Source organism: Micromonospora taraxaci, assembly GCF_007830095.1.
Lineage (GTDB): Bacteria > Actinomycetota > Actinomycetes > Mycobacteriales > Micromonosporaceae > Micromonospora > Micromonospora taraxaci.
Window position 1 is genome coordinate 715,108 of sequence record NZ_VIWZ01000001.1, and the last position, 26,281, is coordinate 741,388.

Below are 26,281 nucleotides of genomic sequence, written 5' to 3' on the forward strand. Positions count from 1 at the left end.
GGATGGTACGCGTGACGACTCCAGAGGCGACCGGTTACCGCATCGAACGCGACTCGATGGGCGAGGTGGAGGTGCCCGCCGAGGCGCTGTGGCGGGCGCAGACCCAGCGTGCGGTGCAGAACTTCCCGATCTCCGGCCGGGGCATCGAACCGGCCCAGATCAAAGCCCTCGCCCAGATCAAGGGTGCGGCGGCCGAGGTCAACGGCGAGCTTGGCGTGATCGACGCGAACGTGGCCGCCGCCATCACCGCCGCCGCCGCCCACGTGGCCGACGGTGGTTACGACGACCAGTTCCCGGTGGACGTCTTCCAGACCGGCTCGGGCACGTCGTCGAACATGAACACCAACGAGGTGATCGCCACCCTGGCGAGCCGTGAGCTGGGCTCACCGGTGCACCCGAACGATCACGTCAACGCCTCCCAGTCGAGCAACGACGTCTTTCCGTCCTCGATCCACCTGGCGGCCACCCAGTTCATCGTGGAGGACCTGCTGCCGTCGTTGGCGCACCTTGCCGCCGCGCTCGAGGCCAAGGCCGCGGAGTTCGAGACGGTGGTCAAGGCGGGGCGTACGCACCTGATGGACGCCACACCGGTCACCCTCGGCCAGGAGTTCGGCGGGTACGCCGCCCAGGTCCGCTACGGGATCGAACGGCTGGAGGGCGCGCTGCCCCGACTGGCCGAGCTGCCGTTGGGCGGCACCGCCGTGGGCACCGGGATCAACACCCCGCTCGGCTTCGCCGCCGCGGTGATCGACAAGCTGCGCGAGTCGACCGGGTTGCCGTTGTCCGAGGCGCGCAACCACTTCGAGGCGCAGGGCGCCCGCGACGCGCTGGTGGAGACTTCGGGGCAGCTGCGGACTCTTGCGGTAGGCCTCTACAAGATCGCTAATGACATCCGGTGGATGGGTTCCGGCCCGCGCGCCGGCCTCCGTGAGTTGCGCATCCCCGACCTCCAGCCGGGCTCGTCGATCATGCCCGGCAAGGTCAACCCGGTCGTCGCGGAGGCGATGCGGCAGGTCTGCGCCCAGGTGATCGGCAACGACGCGACGGTGGGCTTCGCCGGCTCGCAGGGCGACTTCGAGCTGAACGTGATGCTCCCCGTGATGGGCCGCAACCTACTGGAGTCGATCCGGCTGCTGTCCGCGGTGAGCCGGCTCTTCGCCGACCGGCTGGTGGTCGGCCTCGTCGCGGACGCCGAGGTCTGCCTGGCGTACGCCGAGGGTTCGCCGTCGATCGTCACCCCGCTCAACCGCTACCTGGGGTACGACGAGGCCGCGTCGATCGCCAAGGAGGCGTTGGCCAAGCAGACCTCGATCCGTGAGGTGGTGATCTCCCGGGGCCACGTCGACTCGGGCAAGCTCACCGAGACCCAGTTGGACGAGACGCTGGACCTGCTCCGGATGACCCACCCCTGACCTGCTCGGCGCGGACACCGCGTGGTGCCGTCCAGCCGAGGAAGCGGGTGAAGAGCGCTGCCGGGTCCGGGCCGTCGTGCGGGTTGAGCCGGTACAGGTCGGCCGCCGCGTCGTGGAGGACCGTGCACAGGTAGACGCTCAACGCGATCCGGTCGTGGGCGTACTCCTGGCAGAGGGTGAGCCGGGCCACCGGGCACGGCCACGGCGCGGCGCAGACCCGGCAGAGCCAGAGCGGGCGCAGTGGCAGGTGCGTGCGGCGTGGAGTCGGCGCTCGGTCGTCCAGGGTGGTCCGGGACATGGTGTTGCCGTCCTTTCGAGCTGACTCGTTTGTGGCATCACCCCCGCCGTCCGCCCCACCGCCCAAACTGCCGAGATCTTGGACAGTTTCCGTCAGCAGTTGACGGAAACTGTCCAAGATCTCGAAGAAGGCCGCGTGGTCGGTGGGGTGGGACCGCCCGGCACGGGGGAGCGGGCGGTCCCGTGCGATGCCGCTGGACCCGGGGGACGGGGAGCGGCGTCGCGCTTCACAGTCTGGTGATCGGGCGACTACGTTCGGAAGGGTTTGGTCGCGTCGTCACAGCCGCCTTGTGTTCGGTGGTGACACCGTTGGCGACCGGCTGGAATCGATCGTCGGCGGGGTGGAGGGCGGCTGGCATGGCCGATGGGCAGATGACGGCGGCGGCGTTCCTGGTCGCGGAGCTGCGCCGGGCTCGGGTCCGGCAGGGCTGGAGTCAGGACGAGTTGGCGAAGGCGGTCAACTACTCGGCGTCGATGGTCAGCGCCGTCGAGTTGGGTCAGCAGCCGCCCACCGCGAAGTACCTGGAACTTGTCGACCGGGCCCTGGACACCGGCGGCCTCTTCGGCCGCATGTCCACTGAACTGGTGAGCTTGGACAAGGCCCAGGTCTGGCTGCGCGGCTGGCGAGCGATCCTCGCGGAGGCGCGTGCGCTGCGCTGGTTCGACCCGCTGCACGTGCCTGGGCTGCTGCAAACCGAGGGCTATGCCCGCGCTGTCTTCGAGTCGGACCGGCTGCTCGATGCCGACGAGGTGGAGCGTCGGCTGACCGACCGGATGGACAGCCAGCGGGTTCTCTACGGTGACCGACCGCCGCACCTGGTCGCGGTGATGGACGAGTCGGTGCTGAGACGCCGCGTCGGCGGTCGGAAGGTGATGTGCGAGCAGGCCGTGCACCTGGCGCGCCTGGCGACCGAGCATCCACGAGTTCAGCTGCACGTCGTGCCGCGCTCTGCCGAGGAGTACCCGGGCCTGAACGGACCGTTCATCCTCGCCACGGTGGCCGATCACAGTGATCTCGCCTACCTCGGTGGCCAGATCGGCGGCCAAGAGCTGGATCAGCCCGCGGATCTGCTGCGCCTACAGTGGACATGGGAAGCGACTCTCGGACAGGCGTTGCCTCCGCAGGAGTCGATCGAGTTGCTGAGGGAGGTGGCGGAGACGTGGAGTTGACCGAAGTCCGGTGGCGCAAGAGCAGCCGGAGTGGTTCCAACGACCAGTGTGTCGAGGTGGCTACGGACCTTGGGGGCGTGGTCGGGGTGCGAGACAGCAAGGACCCGGACGGGCCCGTGCTCGTTGTCGACGCGTACTCCTGGCGGCTCTTCGTGGTCGCGCCCCCGCGCTGACGCGACTGCCTGGCGCGCGGCGGGTAAACGGCTCGACGGTGGGGTTGGCGCGGCGGGATGATCCGGTCGTGGATGGCGGTGACCTGGTGGTTCCAGCGGAGACCGAGCGGCTGCGGTTCCGGCGGCTGACCATGGACGACGTGGACGCGTTGGTCGAGTTGGACAGCGACCCCGAGGTGATGCGGTTCCTCAGCGGTGGGGTGCCCACGTCGCTGGCGACGGTCCGGGACGAGCAGTTGCCGAGGTTGTTGGCCCAGTACGGGCGGCATCCCGGGTTGGGTCGCTGGGCGGCGCACGATCGGGAGTCGGGCGAATTCCTGGGTTGGTTCGCGCTCGACCCGTCGGCGGACGGCAGCGAGGCCGAGTTGGGCTACCGGCTGCGCCGCTCGGCGTGGGGGCGAGGGCTGGCCACCGAGGGGTCGCGGGCGCTGGTCCGTTACGCCTTCGACACCGTCGGGGTGCGTCGGGTCTGGGCCGAGACGATGACGGTCAACGAGCGCTCCCGGCGGGTGATGGCGAAGGCGGGGCTGCACTACGTGCGCACCTTCCACCTTCAGTGGGACGAGCCGATCCTGGGCACCGAGCACGGCGAGGTGGAGTACGAGGTGGTTCAGGAGCGGCCGGCGGCTCGGCGCGCACGGTAGGCGGTCACGGCGGCGCGGTTGCCGCAGCCGGCCTCGCAGAACCGCCGCGACCGGTTGCGGGACAGGTCGACGACGACGTTGTCGCAGTCCGGGTACTCGCAGATGCGAAGCCGGCTCAGCTCGCGCGCGCGGACCAGGTCGGCCATGGCCATCGCCGCCTCCACCGCGATACGGGTGGCCAGCGGAGCGTCGCGGGGAACGGCGTGCAGGTGGTACGGCTCGTCGTCGTGCTCGATGAGCTGGGGCAACGCCTTGTGTTCCAGCAGCAGGCCGTTGACCAGCGCGACGATCTCGGGCGGCTCGGCGTGCCAGATGCGGCGCAGTTGAGGTCGCAGCTCCTTCACGGCGCGCAACTCGGCGTCGGTGTGCTCGTGCCGGCCGCTGTAGGAGTGGCGGACGAAGAACGCGTCGAGCGCGGCGACGTCGGGCAACAGCTCACCGTCCCGACCCGCGGTGTTGACCAGCGCGGCGGTGGCGATCAGCGAACATTCGGTGTCATGAGCAAATAGCATCTTGACTCCTGTCAGGGCGGACGCCTAGCGTCATCAGTACAAGGATAGTTTGCTCATGACACGGTGCCGTCCCCGAGGAGCGCGACATGCACTCACGACCTGCTGCCGGCGCCGCGTTGGCGCTGCTCTCCGCAGTCACCTTCGCCACCTCCGGCACCTTCGCGCGATCACTCATCGAGGCCGGCTGGTCGGCCGAGTCGGCGGTGATCGCCCGGGTCGGCGTGGCCGCCCTCGTGCTGGCGATCCCCGCCCTGTTGTCACTGCGGGGCAGGTGGTCCGTGCTGCGCGGCAACGCCACGGCGATCGGGATGTTCGGGCTCCTCGGGGTGGCCCTGGCCCAGGTCTGCTTCTTCAACGCCGTGCGCTACCTGCCCGTCGGTGTCGCGCTGCTGCTCGAATACCTGGGCATCATCCTCGTCGTGGGCTGGATGTGGCTGCGACACGGGCAGCGACCCCGCCGGCTCACCGTGGCCGGATCGGTGGCCGCCCTGGTCGGGTTGGCGTTCGTCCTCGACCTCGCCGGCACCGCCGACTTCCACCCGGTGGGCGTGCTCTGGGGTCTGGGCGCGGCGTTCGGCCTGGCCGGCTACTTCGTGCTCGCCGGTCGGGTTGACCCCCGCCTACCCTCGGTCGCCATGGCCAGCGGCGGGATGGCAGTGGGCGCCGGCGTGCTGCTCCTCGTCGGGCTGACCGGTCTGCTGCCCCTGCACGCCACCTTCGGCGACGTCACCTTCGCCGGACAGACCACCAGTTGGATGCTGCCCATCGCCGGGCTGTCGCTGGTGGCCGCCGTCATCGCGTACCTGGCCGGGATCGCCGGCACCCGCATCCTCGGCCCCCGGCTGTCGTCATTCGTCGGGCTGACCGAGGTGCTGTTCGCGGTGCTGATCGCCTGGCTCTTCCTGAACGAGCTGCCCACCGGCTGGCAGCTCTTCGGCGGAGCGTTGATCGTCGCCGGCGTCGCGCTGGTACGCCTCGACGAGCTGCGTGGGTCGCCCTCGGAGCCCACGCCGGTCACGCCCGAGCCGGCGTTGGCGCTCGACGGCCGGTAGGCGTGCCGGCTCCCTGGCGGCCCGGTGTCCGGTGCCTGCCGTCCGGCGCTGGTGCGCGTGCTGGCGCTCTCTGTCGGTGAGACAGTGGGCGTCGTGCTGACCACCGTGGTGTTCGACGCCGACGAAACCCTGCTCGATCTGCGGCCGGCGGTGACGGGCGGGTTGATCGCCGTCCTCGACGAGATGCGACGGCGCACCCCGGCGGCGGCCGAGGTGACGCTCGACGAGCTGGAGTCGGACTGGGGTGCGGTCTTCGGCGAGCTGGCGGCCGCCCCGGTCATGGAGATCCGACGCGCCGCCCTGGCCAGGTCGCTGGCCCGCGCCGAGCTGGGCGACCACCTGGACGAGTTCGCGGCCCTCTTCTTCGCCCGCCGGTTCGCCCTCACCCGACCGTTCCCCGACGTGCCGGCGGCGCTGGCCACGCTCCGCGAGAGCTACACGCTGGGTTTCGCTACCAACGGCAACAGTCGCGCCGAACGGTGCGGGCTCGTCGGCGAGTTCGCCTTCGAGGTGTACGCGCACGAGAACGGCCTGCCCAAGAAGCCCGCCCCGGAGTTCTACGCCGCGGTCGTCAGTGCGGCGGGGGTGCCGGCCGAGCAGATCGTGTACGTCGGTGACTCGTGGGAGCACGACGTGGTGGCACCCCGCCGCGCCGGCCTGCGCTCGGTGTGGTTGAACCGTGCCGGCCTGCCCCGCCCGCTCGGTCACACGCCCGATGCCGAGGTGTCCACCGTGGCGGACCTGTCGGCGGCGCTGGCGTTGTTTGCTGAAGCAGAGATTCGCCGCCATAACGGACGTTCAGGTGGCGTAAACCTGCTGGGTGCTGTGTGATGGCTGCCACGTCCCTCAACGAGAGGATCCGATGTGGTGAGCAAGCGCTTCACCGCCGGTGCTGTCGCGACCGCGGCAGTGTTGGCACTGACGGCTGCGGGGCTGGGCGTGCCGGCCAGCGCCGCGCCGAGCACCTCCCGCACCTTCACCGTCGTCGCCGAGGACGGTGTCGCCGCCGAGACGGCGGTAGCCGCGATCCGGGCGGCCGGCGGCACTGTGGTGTCCCGGTCCGACGAGGTCGGCATGTACCAGGTCACCAGCGACCGGGCCGACTTCGCGGCCAAGGCGACCGCCGCTCCGACGCTGATCGGCGCCGCCGAGCAGAAGGCCATCGGCCGCAAGCCCAAGCTGGACCGCGTCGAGCAGGAGCACCTGACCGCAGCCACCCGTGCTGCTGCCGCTGGTGCCGCCGCCCGGAAGGGCGCCAAGCTCGACCCGCTCGACGACAAGCTCTGGGGCCTGGCGATGCTCCAGGCCGACAAGGCCCGCAAGATCGAGCCGGGTGACCGTCGGGTGACCGTCGGCGTGCTCGACACCGGCGTCGACGCCAGCAACCCGGACATCGCGCCCAACTTCAACTGGGCGCTGTCGCGCAACTTCGCACCCGACCTGACCGATGTGGACGGCCCCTGCGAGGTGCCGAGCTGCCTCGACCCGGTGGGCACCGACGACGGTGGGCACGGCACCCACGTCGCCGGCACCATCGGTGCCGCCGCCAACGGCTTCGGCCTCTCCGGTGTCGCCCCCAACGTCTCGCTCGTCGAACTCAAGGGTGGCCAGGACTCCGGCTACTTCTTCCTCGAGCCGGTGGTCAACGCCCTCCTGCACGCCGGTCGGTCCGGCATCGACGTGGTCAACATGTCGTTCTACGTCGACCCGTGGCTCTACAACTGCACCGCCAACCCCGCCGACTCGCCCGAGGATCAGGCCGAACAGCGCGCCATCATCAAGGCGATGAAGCGGGCGTTGGTCTTCGCCCACAACAAGGGCGTCACCCTGGTCGGTGCGCTCGGCAACAACAACGAAGACCTGGGCGCGCCGCGCACCGACACCACGAGCCCGGACTACGGCGCCGACCCGCACCCGCGGCCGATCGACAACGAGAGCTGCTGGGACCTGCCCACCGAAGGCCCGCACGTGATCGGTGTGTCGTCGGTCGGCCCGTCCGGCAAGAAGTCGGACTTCTCCAACTACGGCACCGAGCAGATCTCGGTGGCAGCCCCGGGCGGTTGGTTCCGGGACGGCTTCGGCACCGACACGTTCCGTACCGACGCCAACATGATCCTGTCCACGTACCCGAAGCACGTGCTTCAGGAGGAGGGCTCGGTCGACGCCGACGGCAACATCGTCGCCGGTTTCGAGGAGTCGGTCTTCAAGCAGTGCAAGGCCAACGGTGAGTGCGGCTACTACACCTACCTGCAGGGCACCTCGATGGCGTCCCCGCACGCCGCCGGTGTCGCCGCGCTGATCGTCAGCCGGTACGGCAAGACGCAGGGCCGGTCTGGCTTCGGCATGTCGCCGGACCTGGTTGAGCAGCACCTTTACCGCACGGCCGCCGAGCACGCCTGCCCGGAGCCGCGGTTGCAGCAGTACCGCAACGAGGGCCGGGACGAGACCTACGACGCGTACTGCGCCGGTGGGGTCAACTTCAACGGCTTCTACGGCTACGGGATCGTCGACGCCTACGCGGCGGTGAAGACCCCGCTCAAGCCGAACGCCCGCCCGTAAGGCACCACCCAGCGGGCCCGGTCGACCACTGTCGACCGGGCCCGCTGGCGTTCCCGGCCCGTCCTGCGGGCTCGCCGGGTTGGACGTGGGCCCCTTCGACGCGTTCCGCGGGGCTTGATCGACTCCAGATCGCCGATATGGCTGTGTCAGGTGAACGGGTAACCGCCACTTCGGCGAGCTGGAGTGGATCACGGCGTGGGCCGGTCAACGGCGCCAGCCGCGGGTGATCAGGGCGGACCGGATCTCGCTGAGCACGGCGGGGAACTCCTTCTGGAGACGCCGGCTGGTCACGTGAAGGACCAGCCAGCCCGCACCGACGAGGAGATTGAGCCGCCGACGGTCGCGGTGCAGTTGCTCGGGATCGGCGTGCCATCGGCCGTCGTACTCCACCGCCACCCGGAAATCGGGCCAGGCCAGGTCGGGGTGGAGAACGAGCCCAGTAGGCAGCCGGATCGGGTGTTGGGTGACCGGCCGGGGGAGTCCGCCGAGTACCAGACGCACCCGCAGTTGGGACTCGGGTGGCGATTGCGCTCCTGGATCGGCAAGGTCGAAAATCCAACGCGCCCGTCGGCCGCCGGGCCGGTCAGCATTGGCGGTGGCGACAGCTGCCAACTCGGCCCGGGTGGTCAAGCCGGTAGCGAGCAATGAGTCGACAATTCCGACTGCCCGCAGCGGTTCCAACCAGACGGCTGTCTCCCACGCCGCAGATGCCGGATTGGTTCGGCGGAGAGTGGCACCGCCGAGCGCACCGGGCGGAGGCCTGATCGGTGTCGCTGGCCGTAGGTCGGGCGGGATGCTGATCGGCGTGGGTGGCGGTGCGTGGGGCACAGCGCGCATAGCCACGGGCGACTGCCTGCCGGCGGTCAGGGCGGGGGTCAGGGCGTCGGCGGCTTCGGCGGCTTCTGCGTCGAACACGTGCACGTGAAGGCGGCGTTGAGAGTCGACGCGGACGATCCTCGGCACCAGCACGTGGATGTCGTCGACGAATCCGGCGGCGTGCTCGATGCCGTGCAGGTAGGCCGACGAAGGGCCGGCGATCATCGCCTGCGGCGGTAGCCGCAGAGCTGCGGCACGGCAGGCCAGTTCGTGGTTGCGGTCGAGGCGGGCGTCCGCGTACACGTCATGGCGAAGCCGGACCCAGGACGAACCGCGCAACTGGTGTCTGGTGATCAAGCCTTGCCCGATGGCGGTGGAGCCGCGAAAGACCTGCCAGGCGAGGGCGGAAGGGAGGTGAGGGCGCGGAGGCATGAAGCCAGCCTCCGACGTTCGAGATGGTGGTCGATACCCCTGTGGACAGCACCGTCTTGTCGCCCCGCGCCTGCCTGTGGACAACCGCCAGAAGCCCTGCGGGACGTGTTATGCAGCGAGATCATCACCATCTCGGCGATGTGGCGCAATCGAACGCTGGCGATGCCGCCACGTCGGCGATCTGGAGTTGATCGGGCGCTTGTTGGGGCGGCGAGCGGTCAAACGAGGGCGGGCGGACGGCGAATCGGTCAGCTCAAGGCGTTGGCGATGGCCTTCGCGGCGGCCAGCACCTGGGGGCCGATCGTGTCGACGTCCAGCGGGGCGAGCGCGACCACCCCGACGCTGGCCTCCAGGCCAGGCACGCCCAGCACCGGTGCGGCCACCCCGTACGCCCCGGACTGCAACTCCCCGCTGCTGCTCACCGGCTCCGCCAGCCCGATTCGACCGGCCAGGATGGCCCGGCCCGCCGCCCCCCGGTCCAGCGGATGCCGTGCCCCGGCCCGGTACGCGACGTGGAACGACGTCCAGCTCGGCTCGACCACGGCCAGCGCAACGCCGTCGCCGGCCTCGACCACTGTCAGGTGCGCGGTCGCGCCGGCCTGCTCGGCGAGGCGTCGTAGCGCGGGCAGCGCGCCCTCGGCGAGCAGCGGCTGAGCGCGTCGGGCCAGGTGCAGCAGTCCGGCGCCGAGGCGTAGTCGGCCGTCGCTGTCCCGGCGGAGCATGCCGTGCCCGATCAGCGGACTGACCAGTCGATAGACGGCCGCGCGGCCGATGGTGAGTTGGTGCGCGGCCTCGGTGACGGTCAGACCGCCCGGGGCGTCCGCGACCAGGTGCAGCAACCGCAACCCCCGGTCAAGGGTCTGCGACGCCTCCCCGACCCGCCCCGCACGGGCGTCGGCCTGCACCGCGACGCCGTCAGCCTGGCTCGGGAGCCCGGCGGCGGGGGCGCTGGGGTCGGCCGGAGTCTCACCGGAGCGTGCGGTCGCATCCACGCCTGGCAGCGTACGACCCGGCACCGGCGGACCCGGACAGGCACGGACAGCTACCCTTGTACGGTGACGCTACGCCTGTATGACACCGCCACCCGATCGGTGCGGGACTTCGTCCCGCGGGAAGCCGGCAAGGTGGGGGTCTACCTGTGTGGTCTCACTCTTCAGGCTCCGCCGCACATCGGTCACCTTCGCTCCGGCGTCAACTATGACGTGCTGCGTCGCTGGCTGCTGGCCGCCGACTACGAGGTCACCTTCATCCGCAACCTGACCGACATCGACGACAAGATCCTCGTCAAGGCGGGCGACCAGGGGCGACCGTTCTGGTCGATCGCATACGCCAACGAGTTGCTCCTCGCCGAGTCGTACCGGTCGTTGAACGTGTTGCCGCCCACCTACGAGCCGCGCGCCACCGGGCACATCCCGGAAATGCACGAGCTGATCACGAAGTTGATCGCGGACGGGCACGCGTACCCGGCCACCGACGGTTCCGGCGACGTCTACTTCGACGTGGCGTCCTGGCCGGCGTACGGGTCGCTGTCGGGTCAGTCGCCGGACGCGATGCAGTCGGCCGGGGACGCGCCCGACCGGGGCAAGCGGGACCCGCGTGACTTCGCGCTCTGGAAGGGTGCCAAACCGGACGAGCCGGCGGACGCGTACTGGCCGTCGCCGTGGGGGTTGGGCCGTCCGGGCTGGCACATCGAGTGCTCGGCGATGTGCTGGCGGTATCTCGGCCCGGAGTTCGACATCCACGGTGGCGGGCTGGACCTGACGTTCCCGCACCACGAGAACGAGATCGCCCAGTCCCAGGCCGCCGGGCTGCCGTTCGCCCGCTACTGGGTGCACCACGGGCTGCTCAGCATCGGTGGGGCCAAGATGGGCAAGTCCGCCGGCAATGCGTTGGGCCTGGCGTACGTGGACTCGCTCGGGGTCCGGCCGGTGGAGCTGCGCTACTACTACGCCGCCGCGCACTACCGCTCGCTGATCGACTACTCGGAGGATTCGCTGCGCGACGCGGCCACCGCGTACCGCCGGATCGAGGGTTTCGTGCAGCGGGCGGCCGAGCGGGTCGGTGCCGGGCAGCTGGGCGACCTGCCGGCCGGGTTCGTGGCGGCGATGGACGACGACCTCAACACGTCCGCCGCGCTGGCCGTGCTGCAACAACACCTGCGGGACGGCAACACCGCGCTGAGCGCCGGCGACGATGTGACTGTCCGCACCACCCTGGCCGTGGTACGGGCAATGCTGGATATCCTCGGGATCGACCCCCTCGACCCGGCCTGGACCGGTGGCGGCCGACCAGATGATCTCCGTGCCGTGGTGGACTCCCTGATCGCGTTGGCCCTGGAGCAGCGCGCGCAGGCCCGGGGCCGCAAGGACTGGACCGCCGCCGACGCGGTACGTGACCAGCTCAAGCTGGCCGGCGTGGTGGTCGAGGACACCCCCCAGGGCCCCCGTTGGACTATTGGAGAGCAGGACTGATGGCCGGCAACTCGCAGCGCCGTGGCCGGCGACTGACGTCGAAGGCAAGCGCCCCCAAGGGCTCCGGCGGCAAGAACAAGGACTCGTTGGCCGGGCGGGGTCGCACCCTGCCCGCCGACGAGCGGCCGTGGCACAAGGGCTACTCGGGCACCGAGAAGCTGCCGCAGCGCACCGCCTGGAAGCAGGACAAGGAGCGCCGGGTGGCGGCCGAGGAGGGGCGCGCCCCGAAGATCGGTCAGCCGGGCAGCAAGGACACCACCTGGGGCAAGGGTGGCGGTCGGGGCGTACCGGTCGGCCGGGGCGCGACCGGCGGTCGGGGTGGCAAGCCCACCACGCGGTCCGGTCCTCGGGTCTCCCCGGGGCGCAAGTCCAACCCGTCCAAGGACACCCCGGAGCTGTTGGTCGGGCGTAACCCGGTGCTGGAGGCGCTGCGCGCCCAGGTGCCGGCGACGGCGCTCTACACGGCCCAGGGCATCGACGTGGACGAGCGGACCAAGGAGATCATCCGGACCGCCGCCGACCGGGGCATCGCCAACCTGGAGATCAGCCGGGCCGAGTTGGACCGGATGACCGGTGGGGTGCTGCACCAGGGCGTCGGGTTGCAGGTGCCGCCGTTCGCGTACCAGCCCTTCGAGGACATGGTCGCCGCTTCCCTGGAGCAGCAGGCCCCGCTGCTGGTCGCGCTGGACGGTGTCACCGACCCCCGCAACCTGGGTGCGGTGATCCGGTCGGCTGCGGCGTTCGGCGCGCAGGGTGTCTTCGTACCCGAGCGTCGTGCCGCCGGAATCACCGCGACCGCTTGGCGGACCAGTGCCGGCGCGGCCGCGCGGGTGCCCGTGGCGCAGGTGACCAACCTGACCCGGTCGTTGAAGGCGTGTCGGGACGCCGGCTTCATGGTCGTCGGCCTGGACGCCGACGGCGACACCGACCTGTACGACCTGGAGGCCGCTGTCGGCCCGCTGGTGGTGGTGGTCGGTTCCGAGGGCCGAGGGCTTTCCCGCCTGGTCGGAGAGACCTGCGACCTCACCGTCAGCATCCCGATGATCTCCGAGGTCGAGTCGCTCAACGCCAGCGTGGCGGCGGCGGTCGCCCTGGCCGAGGTTGCTCGCCGGCGGTCCGTCGAGCTGTAGACCAGGTCGAAGCCCTCTCCCTCGCCCATGCGTGGGAGAGGGCTTCGTCGTCAGATCTGGTGGGTCCACGCGACGAAGAGCAGCGCCCCGGCGACCGCCATCAGCAGCACGGTCGGCAGCAACCAGAGCGGGCTCCGCTCCCCGTCCAGGCGGCCGGTGAGCCGTTGGTGCACGGCGGCGATGCCGATCAGTGCGGCCAGCCCGGCGGCGGCCAGCGGCAGGCCGACGAGGAAGTGCGCCAGCCAGGCGCCGCCCCGGCTCGGGCCACCCCAGGAACTGTCGTACGGGCCGGGGTCCACCACGCCGTACAGCACGCCGCGCAGCACCATGAGCACCTCGACGCCGATCGGCAGCAGGGCCACCGCACCGACGAGCAGGCTGAGCCCCGCGTGGCCGAGCACCGCGACCATCCCGGGCCGTCGGCCGGGCCCGGCCGTCGACGGCAGTCGAAGCAGCCAGGTACGTAGAGTCCGCCACCGTGCGACAGCGGCACCGGAGCGCCCCAGCGGGGCGGTCACCAGCGTGAACACGGCGACCGGGATCAACGCCGCGCAGTAGGCGAGGCTGCGGCCGGCCAGGTGGGCGGTCCGGTACTGCCGACCACGGATGGTCGGGTGGACGGTGGCGATCGTGGGCACGGCGTCTCCTCGGCGTCGGAATGCCGTGACGGTACGACCATGTCCGCCCGCACTGGGTCACCCCACAGAGCCATCTCCGTGCTGGCTCCAGGGGTTGACACCCCCTCGCCGGTACGACGAAGGGGGCGGCCCGCCGAAGCGGACCGCCCCCTGTCGGTACGGCGTTACGTCAGATCCGGGTGCCGGTGGTGGCGTGGAAGACGTGGCTGCGACCGGCGGTCGGCTTGACGAACACGGTGTCACCCATGTTCGGCATGTTGCGCCGGTCGGTGCGGACGACGAAGCGCTCCGAGTTGCCACCGAGCGCGGCGTGACCGTAGACGTTGGCGTCCGAGCCGAGGTCCTCGACCAGCTCGACCACGACCGGCATGCCGCCCTCGGTCGGGCTGACCAGCTCGCAGTCCTCCGGGCGGAAGCCCACGGTGACCTTGCCGTCGCCACCCTCGGCGCGGGCCGCCTCGACCTGCTCCCGGGTCAGCGGGATGTACATCTCGGCGAACTCGGCGCCCTTCTCGTTCAGCGGAACGGTCTTGATGTTCATGGCGGGCGAGCCCATGAAGCCGGCGACGAACACGTTGGCCGGGGTGTCGTAGAGCGCCCGCGGGGTGTCCACCTGCTGCAGGACACCGTCGAGCAGCACCGCGACCCGGTGACCCATGGTCATGGCCTCGACCTGGTCGTGGGTGACGTAGACCGTGGTGACACCCAGCTTGGCCTGCAGGGACGCGATCTGGGTACGGGTCTGCACACGCAGCTTGGCGTCGAGGTTCGACAGCGGCTCGTCCATGAGGAAGACCTGCGGCTCGCGGACGATCGCCCGGCCCATCGCGACACGCTGACGCTGACCACCGGAGAGCGCCTTCGGCTTACGGCTGAGGTACTCCTCCAACTGGAGCAGCCCGGCCGCCTCCTTGACCCGCCGGTCGATCTCCGACTTGGAGGTCTTGCGCAGCTTGAGGGCGAACGCCATGTTCTCGTACACCGTCATGTGCGGGTAGAGCGCGTAGTTCTGGAAGACCATCGCGATGTCGCGGGCCTTCGGGGGGAGGTGGGTGACGTCACGCTGGTCGATGTAGATCGAGCCGGCGTCCACGTCCTCCAGGCCGGCGAGCATCCGCAGGCTCGTGGACTTACCGCAACCGGAGGGGCCGACCAGGACGAGGAACTCGCCGTCGCCGATCTCGAGGTCCAGCTCGTTGACGGCGGGACGCTCTTGGCCCGGGTAGACCCGGGACGCCTTGGAATAGGTGACCGTAGCCATGGTGAAGCGCTTCCTTTCACCGGCAGGAACGTGCCGGACGATCCGAGTGAAGGAGCGACCGGCACGTGTCCGCGCCGGTCAACGGACGGCGGCTCGGTCGCGAGGGCGCCGGGTCGTCGTCCGTGTCATGAACCGTAAACGTGTTTCCCCGTGCTGCCAAGGTGAGGGAGCATCGAACGACGGTGGCCGGGCTACGCATTCCGGTCACTCCGGCACGGTCGGACATCAATCGACACACCGCCGAGCGCCGTGAAGGCGTACCGGCGTCGGGTTGTTGACGTTTCCCGTGCTCGGGAGGCCTCGCGAGCGGGATATCCGGAAGTCACTCGCTATGCTGACCTCGACACACGCGCCCCTGTAGCTCAGCTGGCCAGAGCACTCGCCTTGTAAGCGAGATGTCGCCGGTTCGATCCCGGCCGGGGGCTCCATCTATACCCTCCGATCCCGCATCGGGGGGGCGTAACGGTCGACCGGGCGAGACGAGGCCGATGAGTCGGGCGGTGGAGGAGTCGAACCGGGCGATGCTGCGCGCCCGGGACGCGATGGACCGGGCGTACGCCGAGCCTCTGGACATCCCCGCCCTGGCCCGGATCGCGCACGTCTCCGAGGCGCACTTCATCCGTACCTTCCGGGCCACGTTCGGTGAGACCCCGCACCGCTACCTGCAACGTCGCAGGGTCGAGCGGGCGATGACGTTGCTGGTGGAGACCAACCGGGATGTGACGGACATCTGCTACGCCGTCGGCTTCGGCAGCCTGGGCACGTTCAGCCGGACGTTCCGGCAGATCGTCGGCGAGTCGCCCTCCGATTTCCGGCGTCATCGCGTTGCTTCGGCCAACGTCCCGTCGTGCTTCACCAAAGCCTGGACGCGACCCAGCAGTTTTGGATAAGCAGCAGGTCACGGTCGACCTCTAGCGTCATGGGCATGACGATGAACGCGATCAGCCGCTCCCAGATCTACGTCCTCGACCAGGACGAGGCGCTCGATTTCTACGTGAACAAGCTCGGCATGGAGGTCAACACCGATCAGGATCTCGGCTTCATGCGGTGGCTGACTGTCAACCTTCCCGGCGACCCGGAGCGGGAGATCCTGCTGGAGAAGCCGGGCCCACCGGCGATGGACCCGGCCACCGCCGAGCAGGTCCGCGAGCTGCTCACGAAGGGCGCCCTGGGCGGGTACCTCTTCATGACCACCGACGACGCCCACAAGACGCACGAGGACCTGGTGGCGAAGGGCGTCGAGATCACTGACGAGCCGACCGAGCGCCCGTACGGGATCGACTTCGGCATCCGGGACCCGTTCGGCAACAAGATCCGCATCGGCCAGATGTTCCCGCGGGCGTAAGGGTGCCCGGGACCGGGGGGCGCGGGGTCGCAACCGCGCCTCCCGGTGTGTTGGGGTGTTCGACATGGTGACCCGACTGCTGTACCTCGCCCGGCACGCCGAACAGGACCTGACCGCTCTGAGCAGCGCTATCGAGGAGCCCGACTCCGGCCTGTCGGAGAGGGGCCGGCAGCAGGCCACCCTGCTCGGCGAACGGCTGCGGGGCCGGCGGTTCGCCGCCGTCCACCACGGGCCGCTGCGCCGGGCCGCGCAGACCGCCGAGCTGATCGCCAAGTCGCTGCCCGAGGTTCCGGTGTACGAGACGGAGCTGGCCGGTGACCACCTTCCACACGACACGGACCCGACCGGCCTGCCGCCCGCGTACGCGACATTTCTGGCCCAGTTCACGGCGGCCCAGCGGGTCGACGGGCCGCGGGTGACGGCGGCGGCCGTGCGGCGGTTCGCCGGGCCGGCCGTCGAGGCGACAGCCGGTGACGAGCCGGTCCGCGAGCTGGTCGTGACGCACACCTTCCTGATCGGCTGGCTGGTGCGGCACGCCCTCGACGCGCCGGAGCGGCGCTGGCTGGGCTTGAACTCGCACAACGCGGGGTTGACCGTGATCCGGTACAGCCCCTCCGGCCCGCCGAACCTGCTCGCCGTCAACGACGTGGCTCATCTTCCGCCGGAGTTGCGGGCCACCGGCCTGCCGCCGGACTACCTGCTGTAGGTGCCGGTGGCTCGCAGCAGCAGCTTGACCACCGCCTGGGTGGCCGGCGGCGGACTGGCGTCGGCCGGGCAGTCGGCGTACCCGCTCTCGTTGCCGCCGACCGTCAGCCGGTAGTGGAACACGTCTGAGCAGCTGGTCGAGGTGGGTGGCGGCCCCGCTTCGGCAGCCAGCCGGGGGTCGGTGGCCAGGCTGGTCAGGCTACCCAGGTCGGCAGGAGTGAGTTTGCCGCTGCGTCGACTGCCGGCCCGGTCCACCATGGTCCACCGGCCGTCCGGCTCGACGGTGATGGCGTCACCGCGCCCGGCGAAGCCACCAAAGATTCGTAGCGTCACCTGGGCGGCGGCGGCATCGACAGTCGGGGCGACTGTCGGGGTGACGCCGGGCGTTGGGATGCCGGTGGGCGGGACGGTGGCCGTCGGGGCGGGGGTCTCCGGAGGAGGATCTCCGGCGGTGCCGGCCCGGTCGGTGCTGGTGCATCCGGTCAGCAGGGCGACCAGTAGCGCGACGGTGACGCCGGTTGTCGAGGTGGCTCTCACCCTCGTCGGACGCGCGGCCCGCAGCATCGGTTCCCCGTCAAGGGCATCCTCCGGACGGCGTCATCGATCCCGTGCCTCGCTCGGTTATGGCAATCTTGGACAGTTTCCGTTACGCGCTAACGGAAACTGTCCAAGATTGCCCAGCACAACGCCTGCGGCGGGCCTGGTCGATCGGTCACGGGCCGGCGCGGTTATGGTCGCCGGGCCCGGCGCGCGGCGACGCGGGTCGGTCGGCGTCGCGTCGCGGGTCGGGTGCGTCGCGGGTCGGTCGGCGTCGTTGCGCACTGTGGCGCGGATGGGGAGGTGGGCGTGTCGGACGCGGAGTTGACAGTCGAGGTGACCGGGCCGGTCGCGACGGTGGTGATCCACAATCCGGCTCGGCGTAACGCGATGACGGCCGCCATGTGGCGTCAGCTCCCCGAACTGCTCGACCGGCTGGAGCCCGACCCCGACCTACGGGCGTTGGTGCTCACCGGCTCCGGCGACGCCTTCTGCGCGGGTGCCGACCTCGGCGATCTGGCCGAGCTGCTGGACGCCGGTGACGCCAGCATCGCCGTGGATGCCGAGGAACGGCTGGCCCGTTTCGCCAAGCCGACAGTGGCGGCCATTCGGGGTGCCTGCGTCGGCGGTGGCGCCCAGCTCGCGGTCGCCTGTGACCTGCGGATCGCCGCGGACGACGCCCGTTTCGGCGTACCGCCGGCCCGGCTCGGTCTGGTCTATCCGGCACCGACCACGCGCCGACTGGCCCGGCTGGTGGGCCCGTCCGCCGCCAAGCACCTGCTGTTCACCGCCGAGCTGATCGACGCCGAACGCGCCCTGCGGGTCGGCCTGGTCGACGAGGTGCTGCCGGCTGACCGGCTCGCCGGACGGGTGGACGAGTTGACGGCGACGATCGCCCAACGGTCGCCGGTGAGCGTCGCCGCCGCGAAGGAGATCATCGACGATCGGGCCGGGCCGGCGCGGGTGGCCTGGTGGCACCGGAAGGTGGTGACCACCGGCGAGGCCAGGGAGGGTGTCGCGGCGATAGCCGAGCGTCGTACGCCCCGCTTCGCCTGGCAACCACCGACCGGCGACTGACTGCGTAGCCGAGGCTCCGTCCCACTCATCGCAGGATCTCAATCCCGGGTGGCCCGACGTCGGGTCGGTACGGCAGGCTGTCGGTCGTGCAGCGTGATCAGTTGCTTGCGGGCCGCTACCGGCTCCTGGAGCGCCTCGGCAGTGGTGGCATGTCGGCGGTGCACCGGGCGTACGACGAAGTGCTCGAACGGGATGTCGCGGTGAAGGTGCTGGTCGCCTCGGACGCAGGCGCGCGGCAGCGGATCCAGGGCGAGGCCAGGGCGGCGGCCCGGCTGTCGCATCCGCACGTCACAAGCGTCTACGACTACGGCGAGTCGTCGGTCGACGGCGTCCAGGTTCCGTTCGTGGTGATGGAGTTGCTCGGCGGTCACACCCTCGAACAGCGGCTGGCGGTCGGGCCGTTGCCGCCCCGCGCTGGTCTGCGGGTGTGTGCCGAGGTGGCCTCCGCGCTCGCCGACGCGCATGCGCGGGGGTTGGTGCACCGCGACATCAAGCCGGGCAACGTGATGCTCACACCCAAGGGCGCGAAGGTGCTCGACTTCGGCATCGCCGCGGCGGCCGGAGACTCGGAAATCGACTTCGAGGGGCGGTTGCTGGGCACGCCTGCCTACCTGGCCCCGGAGCGGCTGGAGGCCGGCGAGGTTCTGCCGGCCTGCGACGTGTACGCCCTCGGCCTGCTGCTGCACCGGGTGCTCACCGGTCGGCTGCCGTGGCCTGCCGAGGCGCAGAGCGGGATGCTCCGCGCCCACACGCACGTCGAGCCGGCCCCGCTGCCCCCGATCGACGGTGTGCCGTCCGAGGTCCACCGGCTCTACCGCTGGTGCCTGGCCCGCGATCCCGCTGACCGGCCGCCGGCCGTCGAGGCGGCCCGCATCCTGCTCGACGCCGCCGCTGCGAGCCCGGCCGCCGAGGTCGGCGGGACGGCTGCCAGTCCGGCCCCCGAGGCCGCCAAGCCGGCCGCTGACACCGGAGGGATGGCCGCCGAGCCGGCCGCTGGCCCGGGAGGGACGGCCGCCGAGCCGGGCGTTGACGCGGACGGGACGGCCGCCAGCACGGGGGCTGCCAGCACCGAAGAGGACCGCGCGTCGCGCGCCGCTCCGGCCGCACCAGGGAGCGCCGTCCCGGCTTCCCAGCGGGGATCATGGCGGCGGCGACGGGCCATGGTGGCGGTCAGCGGTGCGGTGCTGGTCGCGGTGGCGATGGCCGGGTCACTCGGCGACTCGAACAACCGCCGGCACGGGCCGAAGGGGCCCTCGACGGGTAGCGGCCCGGGCACCACCACTGTGGGGATGCCGAGCAGCGAGGAGCCACTCGTCGTGGACGACACGGGACCGGCCGTCGTCCCGCCCGCTCGCACCGGCGCGCCTGCTACCCGGTCGGGCCCTCCGACTGGCCCGAGCCCGTCCGCCAGCAGTCCAGCGCCGAGCCCGACCGTGAGCCCGACCGCTGCCGCGCCGACGCCTACCCCTGGCGTGGGCACGTCGGTGGACGCGCGCGGCGGGACTGTCACCTTTCGGTGCGTCGGGAAGTCGGTCGAGGTGCTCGCGGTGACGCCCGCCCCCGGCTTCCGGGCCGAGGCGTACGACCCGGGCCCGGCGAAGCAGATCCAGGTCGACCTGGCCTCTTTGGAACATCGCAGTGAGATTCGGTTGAACTGCCCCAACGGTCACCCGAACTCCAAGGTCAAGGAGCGCACCGTCTGATCGGGGGCCGGCGGGTGCCGTGCCCGGGACGTACCCGGACACGACCCCCCGTTCCCGCCGGCCGGTCCGTCACCGCCCGGCCAGCGCCCCCCAGCCCGGGTTCACCGGTTCCCGGCGCAGTGGCATGCCTGCCTCCGCCGGCGTCCGGTCGCCCTTGCGCTGGTTGCAGGCGTAGCAGGCGGCGGTGGTGTTCCGCCAGGTGTTCCGGCCGCCGCGAGAGCGGGGCAGGATGTGGTCGATGGTGGACGCCGCTCCGCCGCAGTACGCGCAGCACCTGTCGTCGCGGCGCAGCACACCGGAGCGGGACCAGGCCGGTCCGGAGCTGAAACGCCACCTGGTGACCACGTAGCGGACGAGCCGTACCACCCGGGGCATCGGGAAGACCCCGATCACCTGGTCCGGCTCGGCCTCGTGGATCTCGGCCACCCGACGGCAGAGCATCCGGACGGCGTGTTGGACGGTGACCCGGTGCAGCGGGCCGAGGTCGGCGTTGACGACGAGGACGGCGTCCACCGGGACTCCTTTCCACACGGTGACCGGACAGCGAAGAGCCGCCCGGTCCGGCTGTCGGACGGGCGGCTCGATGCGTACGGGTACGCGTCAGTCGGGCCGGCCCGCCCGGGGACGTTCCGCTCGGCAACCATCGCTGGGCAGCAACGACGGCACGGTGGTGACGTGCGACATCGTCATAGCTGCTCCTGCGGTGGCGGTTGACCTTGCGCGATCACGGTAGGTCGGCGGGGGAGACACCGGCAACGTATTTCGATCGGCCCGCGTTCTCGGGACGCCGCTGGCGGCGGGACGTCGCTCGCGGCGGGGCCTGGGCGGTGGTCAGTGGTCGGTTCAACCGCACGGCCATCCGCGCGGTGAGTTCGCTGTCCAGCAGCGGGCGGTTGACCTCGCCCGCGACCGCCAGCGCCGGCCCGGACACCGACCGCCAGATCGCGGCCAGTCCGGCGCCGAGGCCCACCAGGGCGACGGTGGCCCGGGTGGCGGGTGAGCCGGCGGCTGCGGCGGCACTCACGCCGACCACCGCGAAGAGCACCACCAGCACGGGTACGAGCACCGGCCAGAAGATGCCCCGTGCCGCCTGCGCCACCAGTCGCCGGTCCCGGATCATCAGGTTCCTGGCGATCACCGCGTAGTCCTCCTCGTCGAGCAGGTCGCGCGGGTGCAGGCCGCCGGTGAGCACGTCGCGCCAGAGGTCACCCTGACCGCGGAGCGCCCGGCTCAGCTCGACGGGCGTCGGCACGGCCGGGTCGCCGTGGCCTGCCCTGTCGACGGCGCTCGACCAGGCGGCCAGGGACCGACGCACCACGGCTGCCGAGTACGGCGGCAGGACGGTGGCCAGCTCGTCCAACCACCTGCTGATCTGGATCTGCCGACCGCCGAACTGCCTCAGCAACTGGGTGGCGTCGCCGGCCCGGACGGTGTCGGCCACCGACCGGCCCAGCCGGTAGGCCAGGCCGACCCGGTGGTTGGTGGCCATCGCCCAGCGGAGCACGTCCACGTTGAGGTCGTCGAGGGCGAGCAGCAGGGGCACCGGGTCGGCGTTGTCGGGCCGGTCCAGGTCGGGCAGGAGGGCCCGGGCGGCGACGGTGTCGGGCACCGGCCCGTTGTGTCGGGTGAGTTCGGCGATCTGGGCCAGGGCGACGTCCACGCCGTCGAGGTACATCCGCATCCGTCGGTGCGGGGACATCTCGGTGAGGTTGGAGAGTTTGGCCGGTGGTACGGCCGGACGCGCCTCGGCGGAGGCTGCGCCCAGGTCCGCGTGCTGACCGTGGTGGTAGGCGTCGGCCATCCACCAGCCCAGTCGTAACGCGGTGACGATGCAGGAGCGTTCGTCGCGGATCAGGGGGTACGCGTCGTCGCGGCCGATCTCGTCGACCGGTGGGCCGCTTTCCCCGCCGGCGCGGTGCAGTGGTGACATCTGCCGCTGCCCTCCCGTCCAGCGATCGACGGTTGATCATTCGAGCGTACGGCAGTTTATGTGGCTTATGTCGGGTTTTGTCGATTCGGCTTGCCTCGTCCGGCCAGCAGCCCTCGCGGTCGGATCGAACGCACCGGCTCGGCCGAGGCGCCCTCTGCCCGCAGGATGTGGTTCGCGGCGATGATCCCGGTCGCCGCGGAGCGTTCCATCAACGCGCTCGGGAAGTCCGTGGCGATACCGTCGCCGGCCAGGTAGACGCCGGCCGCGTCGGTGCGTACCCCCGGACGCCAGGCGTGGCTGCCCGGCGTGAACGCCGGCGCCTGCGCCTCGACCCGCGCCCGCAACTCGCGGACCCGCAGCTCGCCGACCTCCGGCCAGAGCGCGACCAGCTCGCGGCGCATCCGCTCGGCCAGCTCGTCGGCCGGAACGCCGGGCTCGCAGGCGTACGCGTGCAGCTCGATGACCGACCCGCCGGTCTGCCGCGCCCAGCGCCTCGGCTCGTCCTCCAGCCGGTGGTAGAGCGTCACCGAGTCCAGAGTCGGCTGCCGGGACACCCCGCTGAACACCGCCCGCTCGGCGGCCACGTCCCCGTCGCACCAGTAGCGCGCCACCGCGTACGGCGGACCGGGCCGGCCGAACGCGGGCATCCGTGCCGCCAGCTCCGGTGCCTGCGCGACCAGATCGGGAGACGCCGCGACCAGCGCGGCGAGCGCCGGCGGGTCGACAGCGAGCACGACGTGCCCGGCCGGGTGACTGCCGCCGTCGGTGGTGGTCACCCGCCAGCCGTCGGCGTCGCGGTGCACACCGGTCGCGGCGGAGCTGGTGAGAACCCGCCCGCCGTGCTTCTCGACGTGCCGGGTCAGCGGCTCCCAGATCGCCGTGGCGTAGTCCTCGTCGGGGCAGTCGAACGCCAGCCCCTCCGGGTTGCCGAGCAGGTAGAAGTGGAACTGGGCGACCATCTCCGCGGCCGACATCTCGGCCTCGTGGTTGAAGAACGAGTGCGAGAAGACCTCGAACAGCATCGCTCGGGCCCGGTCCGGCAGCCGCAGCGAGGCCAGCAACTCATCGGCGGTGGTGTCGTCCAACTCGGCGTAGGTGCGTACCGGATCGTAGGTGAGCAGCGGCAACGCGGCGTCCCGATCCATCAGTCGTAGGTCGGCCAGGCGTAGGCTGGGGCTGCGCAGCAGCAGCGCGAGCAGGTTCGCCGGCGGCGCCGGTGGCAGCTTGCCGAACTCCTCGGTCGGCCACTGCTCACTGAGGATCGGGTAGCCCGGAATGGGCTTGAGGAAGCCCAGATCAGCGTCGACCCGGCGGAGGATCGAGCGCCAGTTGTAGTACTGCCGGAAGAACGCGTGGAAACCGTGCTCGTTCTGCTGACTGCCGTCGGGGAGCGCCTCCGGCCAGGCACCCAGTCGACCGCCGAGCGTCGCTGCGGCCTCCAGCACGGTCACCGCCACACCCCGCTCGGCCAGCACCACCGCCGCCGACATGCCGGCGATGCCGCCACCGACCACCACCGCCGTGGTGGGTCGCGGCACACGGTCCGCGCCACCGCCGCCCGGGTCCACCACGTGTTGCCGTACGCCGATGAGCCGACCCACCATTTGCGACAACGCCATGGCACACCTCCGTCGGCCAGTCTCCCCTACGGAAGGCAGCGGCGCTCGCGGTCGGAGGCGGGCCAGACGTACTCCAGATCCTCCGGGACGTCGTTGCCGAACAGGGGGCGGTAGTGCGACGGGTCCTTCCGCAGCAACGACGAGCGGTGGCTCAGGTGCAGGTCGTCGCGACCCAGCCACGGGGGCAGCTCACCGGCCTGATCGAGCTCCTCCTGGGTGCGTACGACACCGGCCCCGCAGGCGGCGGCGAGGTCGACGGTCATCGTGGTGGCGCAGGTGTCCGCCCGCCCCGGCTCGGTCCACACCGCGCACATGTCCAGCCCGTAGCGGGTGAGCGCCTCCTCGTACCCGGCCCACATCTTCACGGCCGGATGGTTGCGCCAGCCGTAATCGGGTCGGGTGAGCCCGCGTAGCACCTGGATGGCCTCCACCCGCTGCTTGCCCAGCCGCTTCTGGTCCAGCGTGCGGGCGCTGGCCAGGAAGTCCGGGTACGGGAGGAACGTCTGCATGCCGCTGCTCTACCCGTCGCCGAAGCGGGCATTCCTGACCGGGGATGATCCGGACAGGGTCGCCCAGCAGGGCAGCGCTGATTACGATCCGGGCATGGCAGAGCCGTGGCGGGACCGGGCGCGACGGGCGGTCGAGTGGAACTGGCGGCTGCGCTCCGCCGGCGATCCGCGCCCGCACTACGTGGTCTGCGGCAAGGACGCACTCGCCTACTACGTGGCCCGGGCGATGCTCGAATCCGAACTGCCGGTGGGTGGGGCCCGGGTGACAGTCGTGGTGCCGGAGCGCTACCGCAGCAACGGCCCGGACGTGGCGGCACTACGAGGAGTCCGGGTGGTCCGCTCGGATCGGCTGGACGTGGACACCTTCGAAGCCGCCGGTCTGGCCGGGGCGGCCGGGTTGGCCCTGCTGAACCAGGACGACGTCGGCAACCTGCACGCCGCGCTCTGCGCGCAGGCCGTCGACCAGCGGGTCCGCCAGGTGCTGCGGATGTTCAACGGCACCCTCGCCGACGGCGTGCGCAAACTGCTGAAGGCGCCGGTCGAGGTGCTCTCCGACGCCGAGATGGCCGCGCCGGCCTTCGTGGCCGCCGCCCTCAACGAGGTCGACCCCAGCTCCTTTCAACATCGGGACAAGACGCTACGGGTGGCGCGGCGGGCCGACGTCCGACCGCAGGACGTGGTGTGCGCGTTGGCCCACCTCACCGAGGCGCAGGGTGTGGAGTTGCTGCCGGCCGAGCAGGCCGGCGCGGACCTGGTGCTCGCTGAGGCGACCGGGCAGCCACCGGGCACCGAGGTCGCCGCCCGTCGGTTGGTCCGGGCCCGCCGGCGGCGTCGCCCGGTCGCCGTACTGATGCGGGCCGTCCGTGGGTTCGCCACCCGCAAGATCGGCATCGCGGTGATGCTGGTGCTCGCGCTGATCGCGGTGCTGGGGGCGCTGATCTCCCGCGCCGAGAACGTCTCTCCGTTGGAAGCGTTGTACCTGACGCTCGTCACCACGCTCAGCGGCGCCGACCCGGACACCGGCAAGCCGCCGGACGCGCAGATCATGCAGGTGGTGCTCAACCTGGCCGGGTTGGCGCTGATCCCGCTGATCACCGCGGTGGTGGTGGACGGCATCGTCAACGCCCGGCTGGCTCTGCACACCGGCCGGTTGCAGCCGGCGCGGGCCGGGCACGTCGTGGTGATCGGTCTGGGCAACGTCGGCACCCGGGTCATGGCGCAACTGCGCGAGTACGACGTCGAGGTGGTGGCGATCGACAAGGACCCGGAACCGCGCGGCGCCGCCCTGGCCCGTCAACTGGAGGTGCCGCTGATCGTTGGCGACGCCGCACTGCCGGAGACGCTCGTCGCCGCGTCGGTGGCGGAATGCCAGGCGCTGGTGGTGGCCTCCACCGACGATGTCGCCAACCTGGAGGCGGCGCTCACCGCCCGCGACCTGCGTAACGACCTGCGGGTGGTGCTGCGGTTCTTCGACGGTGACTTCGCCGAGCGGGTGGAGGAGACCTTCGCCCTCGGGGTGTCCCGGTCGGTCTCCTACCTGGCCGCCCCGGCCTTCATCGGTGCGCTCACCGAACGCGCGGTGATCACCACAATCCCGGTCGACAGGCACGCGCTGCCGGTGGCCGAGGTGCCGGTCGCCGCGGGATCCGAGCTGGACGGACGACCGCTGGACGTGGTCAACCGGGACGGGCAGGTCCGACTGATCGCCCGGACTCCGGCCGGCGGTGGCAAGACGATCTGGTGGAAGGACCTCGACCCCCGACAGGTGATCTTCGCGGGCGACCGGTTGACAGTCGTCGCCCGCCGGCGCGGGTTGGACTGGCTGACCCGGCAGTGCGCCCCACCCGTGCCGGGCAGGACGCTGACGCCGCCCGGTCACGTCGGATCGGTGCCCCGGCCCGTGCCGGCGTCACCCGGCGCCGCCCGATCCGCGGGGTCGCTGCCCGTCCCTGCCGAGCACGCCTCGCCGGCCGGACCGAGCGATCAGGAGGTAGCGGCCTCCGCCCCGGGCGCGGCCCACCCGGTGTCACCGTCCCGCTTGCCAACCGTCGGGGCCGTGCCGCCGGCCCAGGGTGCGGGCGTTGACGAGTGGTCGGGCCAGCTGGCTGACGACGCTCGCCTACGGGACGAACCTGACTCTCGAGCACACCGCGCAAGCATTCACGAACCCCCCAGGGCGCCCCGGGGCGCGTGAACCGCATCCCAGCGCTTGCGGGTTGATCCACTCCGTTTCGCCGATGTGGGGGTATCCCCGGCGCTGTGATACCGCGATTTCGCCGAACCGTGCAG

General features: G+C 71.2%; 26 protein-coding genes and 1 tRNA gene. 16 read left to right on the forward strand and 11 right to left on the reverse strand.

Annotated elements, in window-relative coordinates:
* Positions 1 to 2 precede the first annotated feature (2 nt).
* Positions 3 to 1,412, forward strand: a complete 1,410-nt coding sequence (locus FHU34_RS03385; RefSeq protein ID WP_208744916.1) for a class II fumarate hydratase — start codon at positions 3 to 5, stop codon at positions 1,410 to 1,412.
* Here the strand turns inward: FHU34_RS03385 and FHU34_RS03390 are convergent.
* Positions 1,357 to 1,710 (reverse strand): hypothetical protein, encoded by a 354-nt coding sequence (locus FHU34_RS03390; protein ID WP_145778649.1) that lies wholly within the window; start codon positions 1,708 to 1,710, stop codon positions 1,357 to 1,359. The genes FHU34_RS03385 and FHU34_RS03390 overlap by 56 nt on opposite strands.
* Positions 1,711 to 2,066: 356 nt before the next feature.
* Here FHU34_RS03390 and FHU34_RS03395 point away from each other — a divergent pair, with 356 nt between their 5' ends.
* The 3 genes from FHU34_RS03395 to FHU34_RS03405 all read left to right on the forward strand — a co-directional run bounded on the left by FHU34_RS03395 (position 2,067) and on the right by FHU34_RS03405 (position 3,696).
* Positions 2,067 to 2,879, forward strand: a complete 813-nt coding sequence (locus FHU34_RS03395) for a helix-turn-helix domain-containing protein (protein ID WP_145778650.1) — start codon at positions 2,067 to 2,069, stop codon at positions 2,877 to 2,879.
* Positions 2,870 to 3,052, forward strand: a complete 183-nt coding sequence (locus FHU34_RS03400) for a DUF397 domain-containing protein (protein WP_145778651.1) — start codon at positions 2,870 to 2,872, stop codon at positions 3,050 to 3,052. The genes FHU34_RS03395 and FHU34_RS03400 overlap by 10 nt, the downstream gene beginning before the upstream one ends.
* A 68-nt stretch (positions 3,053 to 3,120) precedes the next feature.
* Positions 3,121 to 3,696: a GNAT family N-acetyltransferase gene (locus tag FHU34_RS03405; protein ID WP_244311536.1), complete on the forward strand. Its 576-nt coding sequence runs from the start codon at positions 3,121 to 3,123 to the stop codon at positions 3,694 to 3,696.
* On the opposite strand, the gene FHU34_RS03410 is transcribed toward FHU34_RS03405, so the two are convergent.
* Entirely contained in the window at positions 3,663 to 4,208 is a 546-nt protein-coding gene (locus FHU34_RS03410; protein ID WP_145778652.1) for a CGNR zinc finger domain-containing protein, read from the reverse strand. The two genes, FHU34_RS03405 and FHU34_RS03410, sit on opposite strands and share 34 nt — an antisense overlap.
* 86 nt (positions 4,209 to 4,294) lie before the next feature.
* On the opposite strand from FHU34_RS03410, the gene FHU34_RS03415 reads away from it, so the two are divergent.
* From FHU34_RS03415 to FHU34_RS03425, 3 genes are all read left to right on the forward strand, one after another.
* Positions 4,295 to 5,260, forward strand: a complete 966-nt coding sequence (locus tag FHU34_RS03415; RefSeq protein WP_145778653.1) for an EamA family transporter — start codon at positions 4,295 to 4,297, stop codon at positions 5,258 to 5,260.
* A gap of 93 nt (positions 5,261 to 5,353) precedes the next feature.
* Positions 5,354 to 6,091 (forward strand): HAD family hydrolase, encoded by a 738-nt coding sequence (locus tag FHU34_RS03420; RefSeq protein ID WP_145785425.1) that lies wholly within the window; start codon positions 5,354 to 5,356, stop codon positions 6,089 to 6,091.
* 36 nt (positions 6,092 to 6,127) lie between these two features.
* Positions 6,128 to 7,819 (forward strand): S8 family serine peptidase, encoded by a 1,692-nt coding sequence (locus FHU34_RS03425; RefSeq protein WP_167524756.1) that lies wholly within the window; start codon positions 6,128 to 6,130, stop codon positions 7,817 to 7,819.
* A gap of 204 nt (positions 7,820 to 8,023) precedes the next feature.
* On the opposite strand, the gene FHU34_RS03430 is transcribed toward FHU34_RS03425, so the two are convergent.
* Together FHU34_RS03430 and FHU34_RS03435 are read right to left on the reverse strand one after the other, a co-directional pair.
* The gene (locus FHU34_RS03430) at positions 8,024 to 9,067 is read right to left on the reverse strand and encodes a DUF559 domain-containing protein (RefSeq protein WP_145778655.1); all 1,044 of its coding nucleotides are present in this window, start codon (positions 9,065 to 9,067) and stop codon (positions 8,024 to 8,026) included.
* Positions 9,068 to 9,315: 248 nt separating this feature from the next.
* Complete coding sequence (locus tag FHU34_RS03435; protein ID WP_425280515.1) at positions 9,316 to 10,059, reverse strand: IclR family transcriptional regulator; 744 nt, start codon at positions 10,057 to 10,059, stop codon at positions 9,316 to 9,318.
* A gap of 63 nt (positions 10,060 to 10,122) precedes the next feature.
* On the opposite strand from FHU34_RS03435, the gene cysS reads away from it, so the two are divergent.
* Entirely contained in the window at positions 10,123 to 11,538 is a 1,416-nt protein-coding gene (gene cysS, locus FHU34_RS03440) for a cysteine--tRNA ligase (RefSeq protein ID WP_145778656.1), read from the forward strand.
* Positions 11,538 to 12,668 carry a 23S rRNA (guanosine(2251)-2'-O)-methyltransferase RlmB gene (gene rlmB, locus FHU34_RS03445; protein WP_145778657.1) on the forward strand — a complete coding sequence of 377 codons (1,131 nt, stop codon included), beginning with the start codon at positions 11,538 to 11,540 and terminating at the stop codon, positions 12,666 to 12,668. The genes cysS and rlmB overlap by 1 nt, the downstream gene beginning before the upstream one ends.
* A 50-nt stretch (positions 12,669 to 12,718) precedes the next feature.
* Here the strand turns inward: rlmB and FHU34_RS03450 are convergent, their stop codons facing one another.
* Both FHU34_RS03450 and FHU34_RS03455 read right to left on the reverse strand, forming a co-directional pair.
* Positions 12,719 to 13,306 carry a hypothetical protein gene (locus tag FHU34_RS03450; protein ID WP_145778658.1) on the reverse strand — a complete coding sequence of 196 codons (588 nt, stop codon included), beginning with the start codon at positions 13,304 to 13,306 and terminating at the stop codon, positions 12,719 to 12,721.
* A 169-nt stretch (positions 13,307 to 13,475) separates the two neighbouring features.
* A complete protein-coding gene (locus tag FHU34_RS03455; RefSeq protein WP_145778659.1) occupies positions 13,476 to 14,567 on the reverse strand; it encodes an ABC transporter ATP-binding protein in 1,092 nt (363 codons plus the stop codon).
* Between the two features lie 351 nt (positions 14,568 to 14,918).
* Between FHU34_RS03455 and FHU34_RS03460 the strand changes: the two genes are divergently transcribed.
* The 4 genes from FHU34_RS03460 (at position 14,919) to FHU34_RS03475 (ending at position 16,618) form a co-directional block, all read left to right on the forward strand.
* A tRNA-Thr gene (locus tag FHU34_RS03460) sits at positions 14,919 to 14,995 on the forward strand.
* 60 nt (positions 14,996 to 15,055) lie between these two features.
* Positions 15,056 to 15,457: a helix-turn-helix domain-containing protein gene (locus FHU34_RS03465; RefSeq protein WP_145778660.1), complete on the forward strand. Its 402-nt coding sequence runs from the start codon at positions 15,056 to 15,058 to the stop codon at positions 15,455 to 15,457.
* A 35-nt stretch (positions 15,458 to 15,492) separates the two neighbouring features.
* On the forward strand, positions 15,493 to 15,912 hold the full coding sequence (locus tag FHU34_RS03470) for a VOC family protein (RefSeq protein WP_088991350.1): 420 nt from the start codon (positions 15,493 to 15,495) through the stop codon (positions 15,910 to 15,912).
* Positions 15,913 to 15,976: 64 nt separating this feature from the next.
* Positions 15,977 to 16,618, forward strand: coding sequence for a histidine phosphatase family protein (locus FHU34_RS03475; protein WP_145778661.1), 642 nt, complete (start codon positions 15,977 to 15,979; stop codon positions 16,616 to 16,618).
* Here FHU34_RS03475 and FHU34_RS03480 read toward each other — a convergent pair.
* Complete coding sequence (locus FHU34_RS03480) at positions 16,606 to 17,154, reverse strand: hypothetical protein (RefSeq protein WP_145778662.1); 549 nt, start codon at positions 17,152 to 17,154, stop codon at positions 16,606 to 16,608. The genes FHU34_RS03475 and FHU34_RS03480 overlap by 13 nt on opposite strands.
* Before the next feature lie 303 nt (positions 17,155 to 17,457).
* Here FHU34_RS03480 and FHU34_RS03485 point away from each other — a divergent pair, with 303 nt between their 5' ends.
* A complete protein-coding gene (locus FHU34_RS03485; RefSeq protein WP_145778663.1) occupies positions 17,458 to 18,231 on the forward strand; it encodes an enoyl-CoA hydratase/isomerase family protein in 774 nt (257 codons plus the stop codon).
* Positions 18,232 to 18,317: 86 nt separating this feature from the next.
* Positions 18,318 to 19,934 (forward strand): serine/threonine-protein kinase, encoded by a 1,617-nt coding sequence (locus FHU34_RS33195; RefSeq protein WP_244311537.1) that lies wholly within the window; start codon positions 18,318 to 18,320, stop codon positions 19,932 to 19,934.
* Between the two features lie 69 nt (positions 19,935 to 20,003).
* Here FHU34_RS33195 and FHU34_RS03495 read toward each other — a convergent pair whose 3' ends face one another.
* From FHU34_RS03495 to FHU34_RS03510, 4 genes are all read right to left on the reverse strand, one after another.
* On the reverse strand, positions 20,004 to 20,447 hold the full coding sequence (locus tag FHU34_RS03495) for an HNH endonuclease (RefSeq protein WP_088987353.1): 444 nt from the start codon (positions 20,445 to 20,447) through the stop codon (positions 20,004 to 20,006).
* A gap of 211 nt (positions 20,448 to 20,658) precedes the next feature.
* Positions 20,659 to 21,864 (reverse strand): hypothetical protein, encoded by a 1,206-nt coding sequence (locus FHU34_RS03500; protein WP_145778664.1) that lies wholly within the window; start codon positions 21,862 to 21,864, stop codon positions 20,659 to 20,661.
* Between the two features lie 65 nt (positions 21,865 to 21,929).
* On the reverse strand, positions 21,930 to 23,483 hold the full coding sequence (locus FHU34_RS03505; RefSeq protein WP_145778665.1) for an FAD-dependent oxidoreductase: 1,554 nt from the start codon (positions 23,481 to 23,483) through the stop codon (positions 21,930 to 21,932).
* A 26-nt stretch (positions 23,484 to 23,509) separates the two neighbouring features.
* Positions 23,510 to 23,992 (reverse strand): MSMEG_6728 family protein, encoded by a 483-nt coding sequence (locus tag FHU34_RS03510; protein WP_145778666.1) that lies wholly within the window; start codon positions 23,990 to 23,992, stop codon positions 23,510 to 23,512.
* 94 nt (positions 23,993 to 24,086) lie between these two features.
* Here FHU34_RS03510 and FHU34_RS03515 point away from each other — a divergent pair, with 94 nt between their 5' ends.
* Complete coding sequence (locus tag FHU34_RS03515; protein WP_244311538.1) at positions 24,087 to 26,186, forward strand: potassium channel family protein; 2,100 nt, start codon at positions 24,087 to 24,089, stop codon at positions 26,184 to 26,186.
* The last annotated feature ends 95 nt before the right edge of the window (positions 26,187 to 26,281 follow it).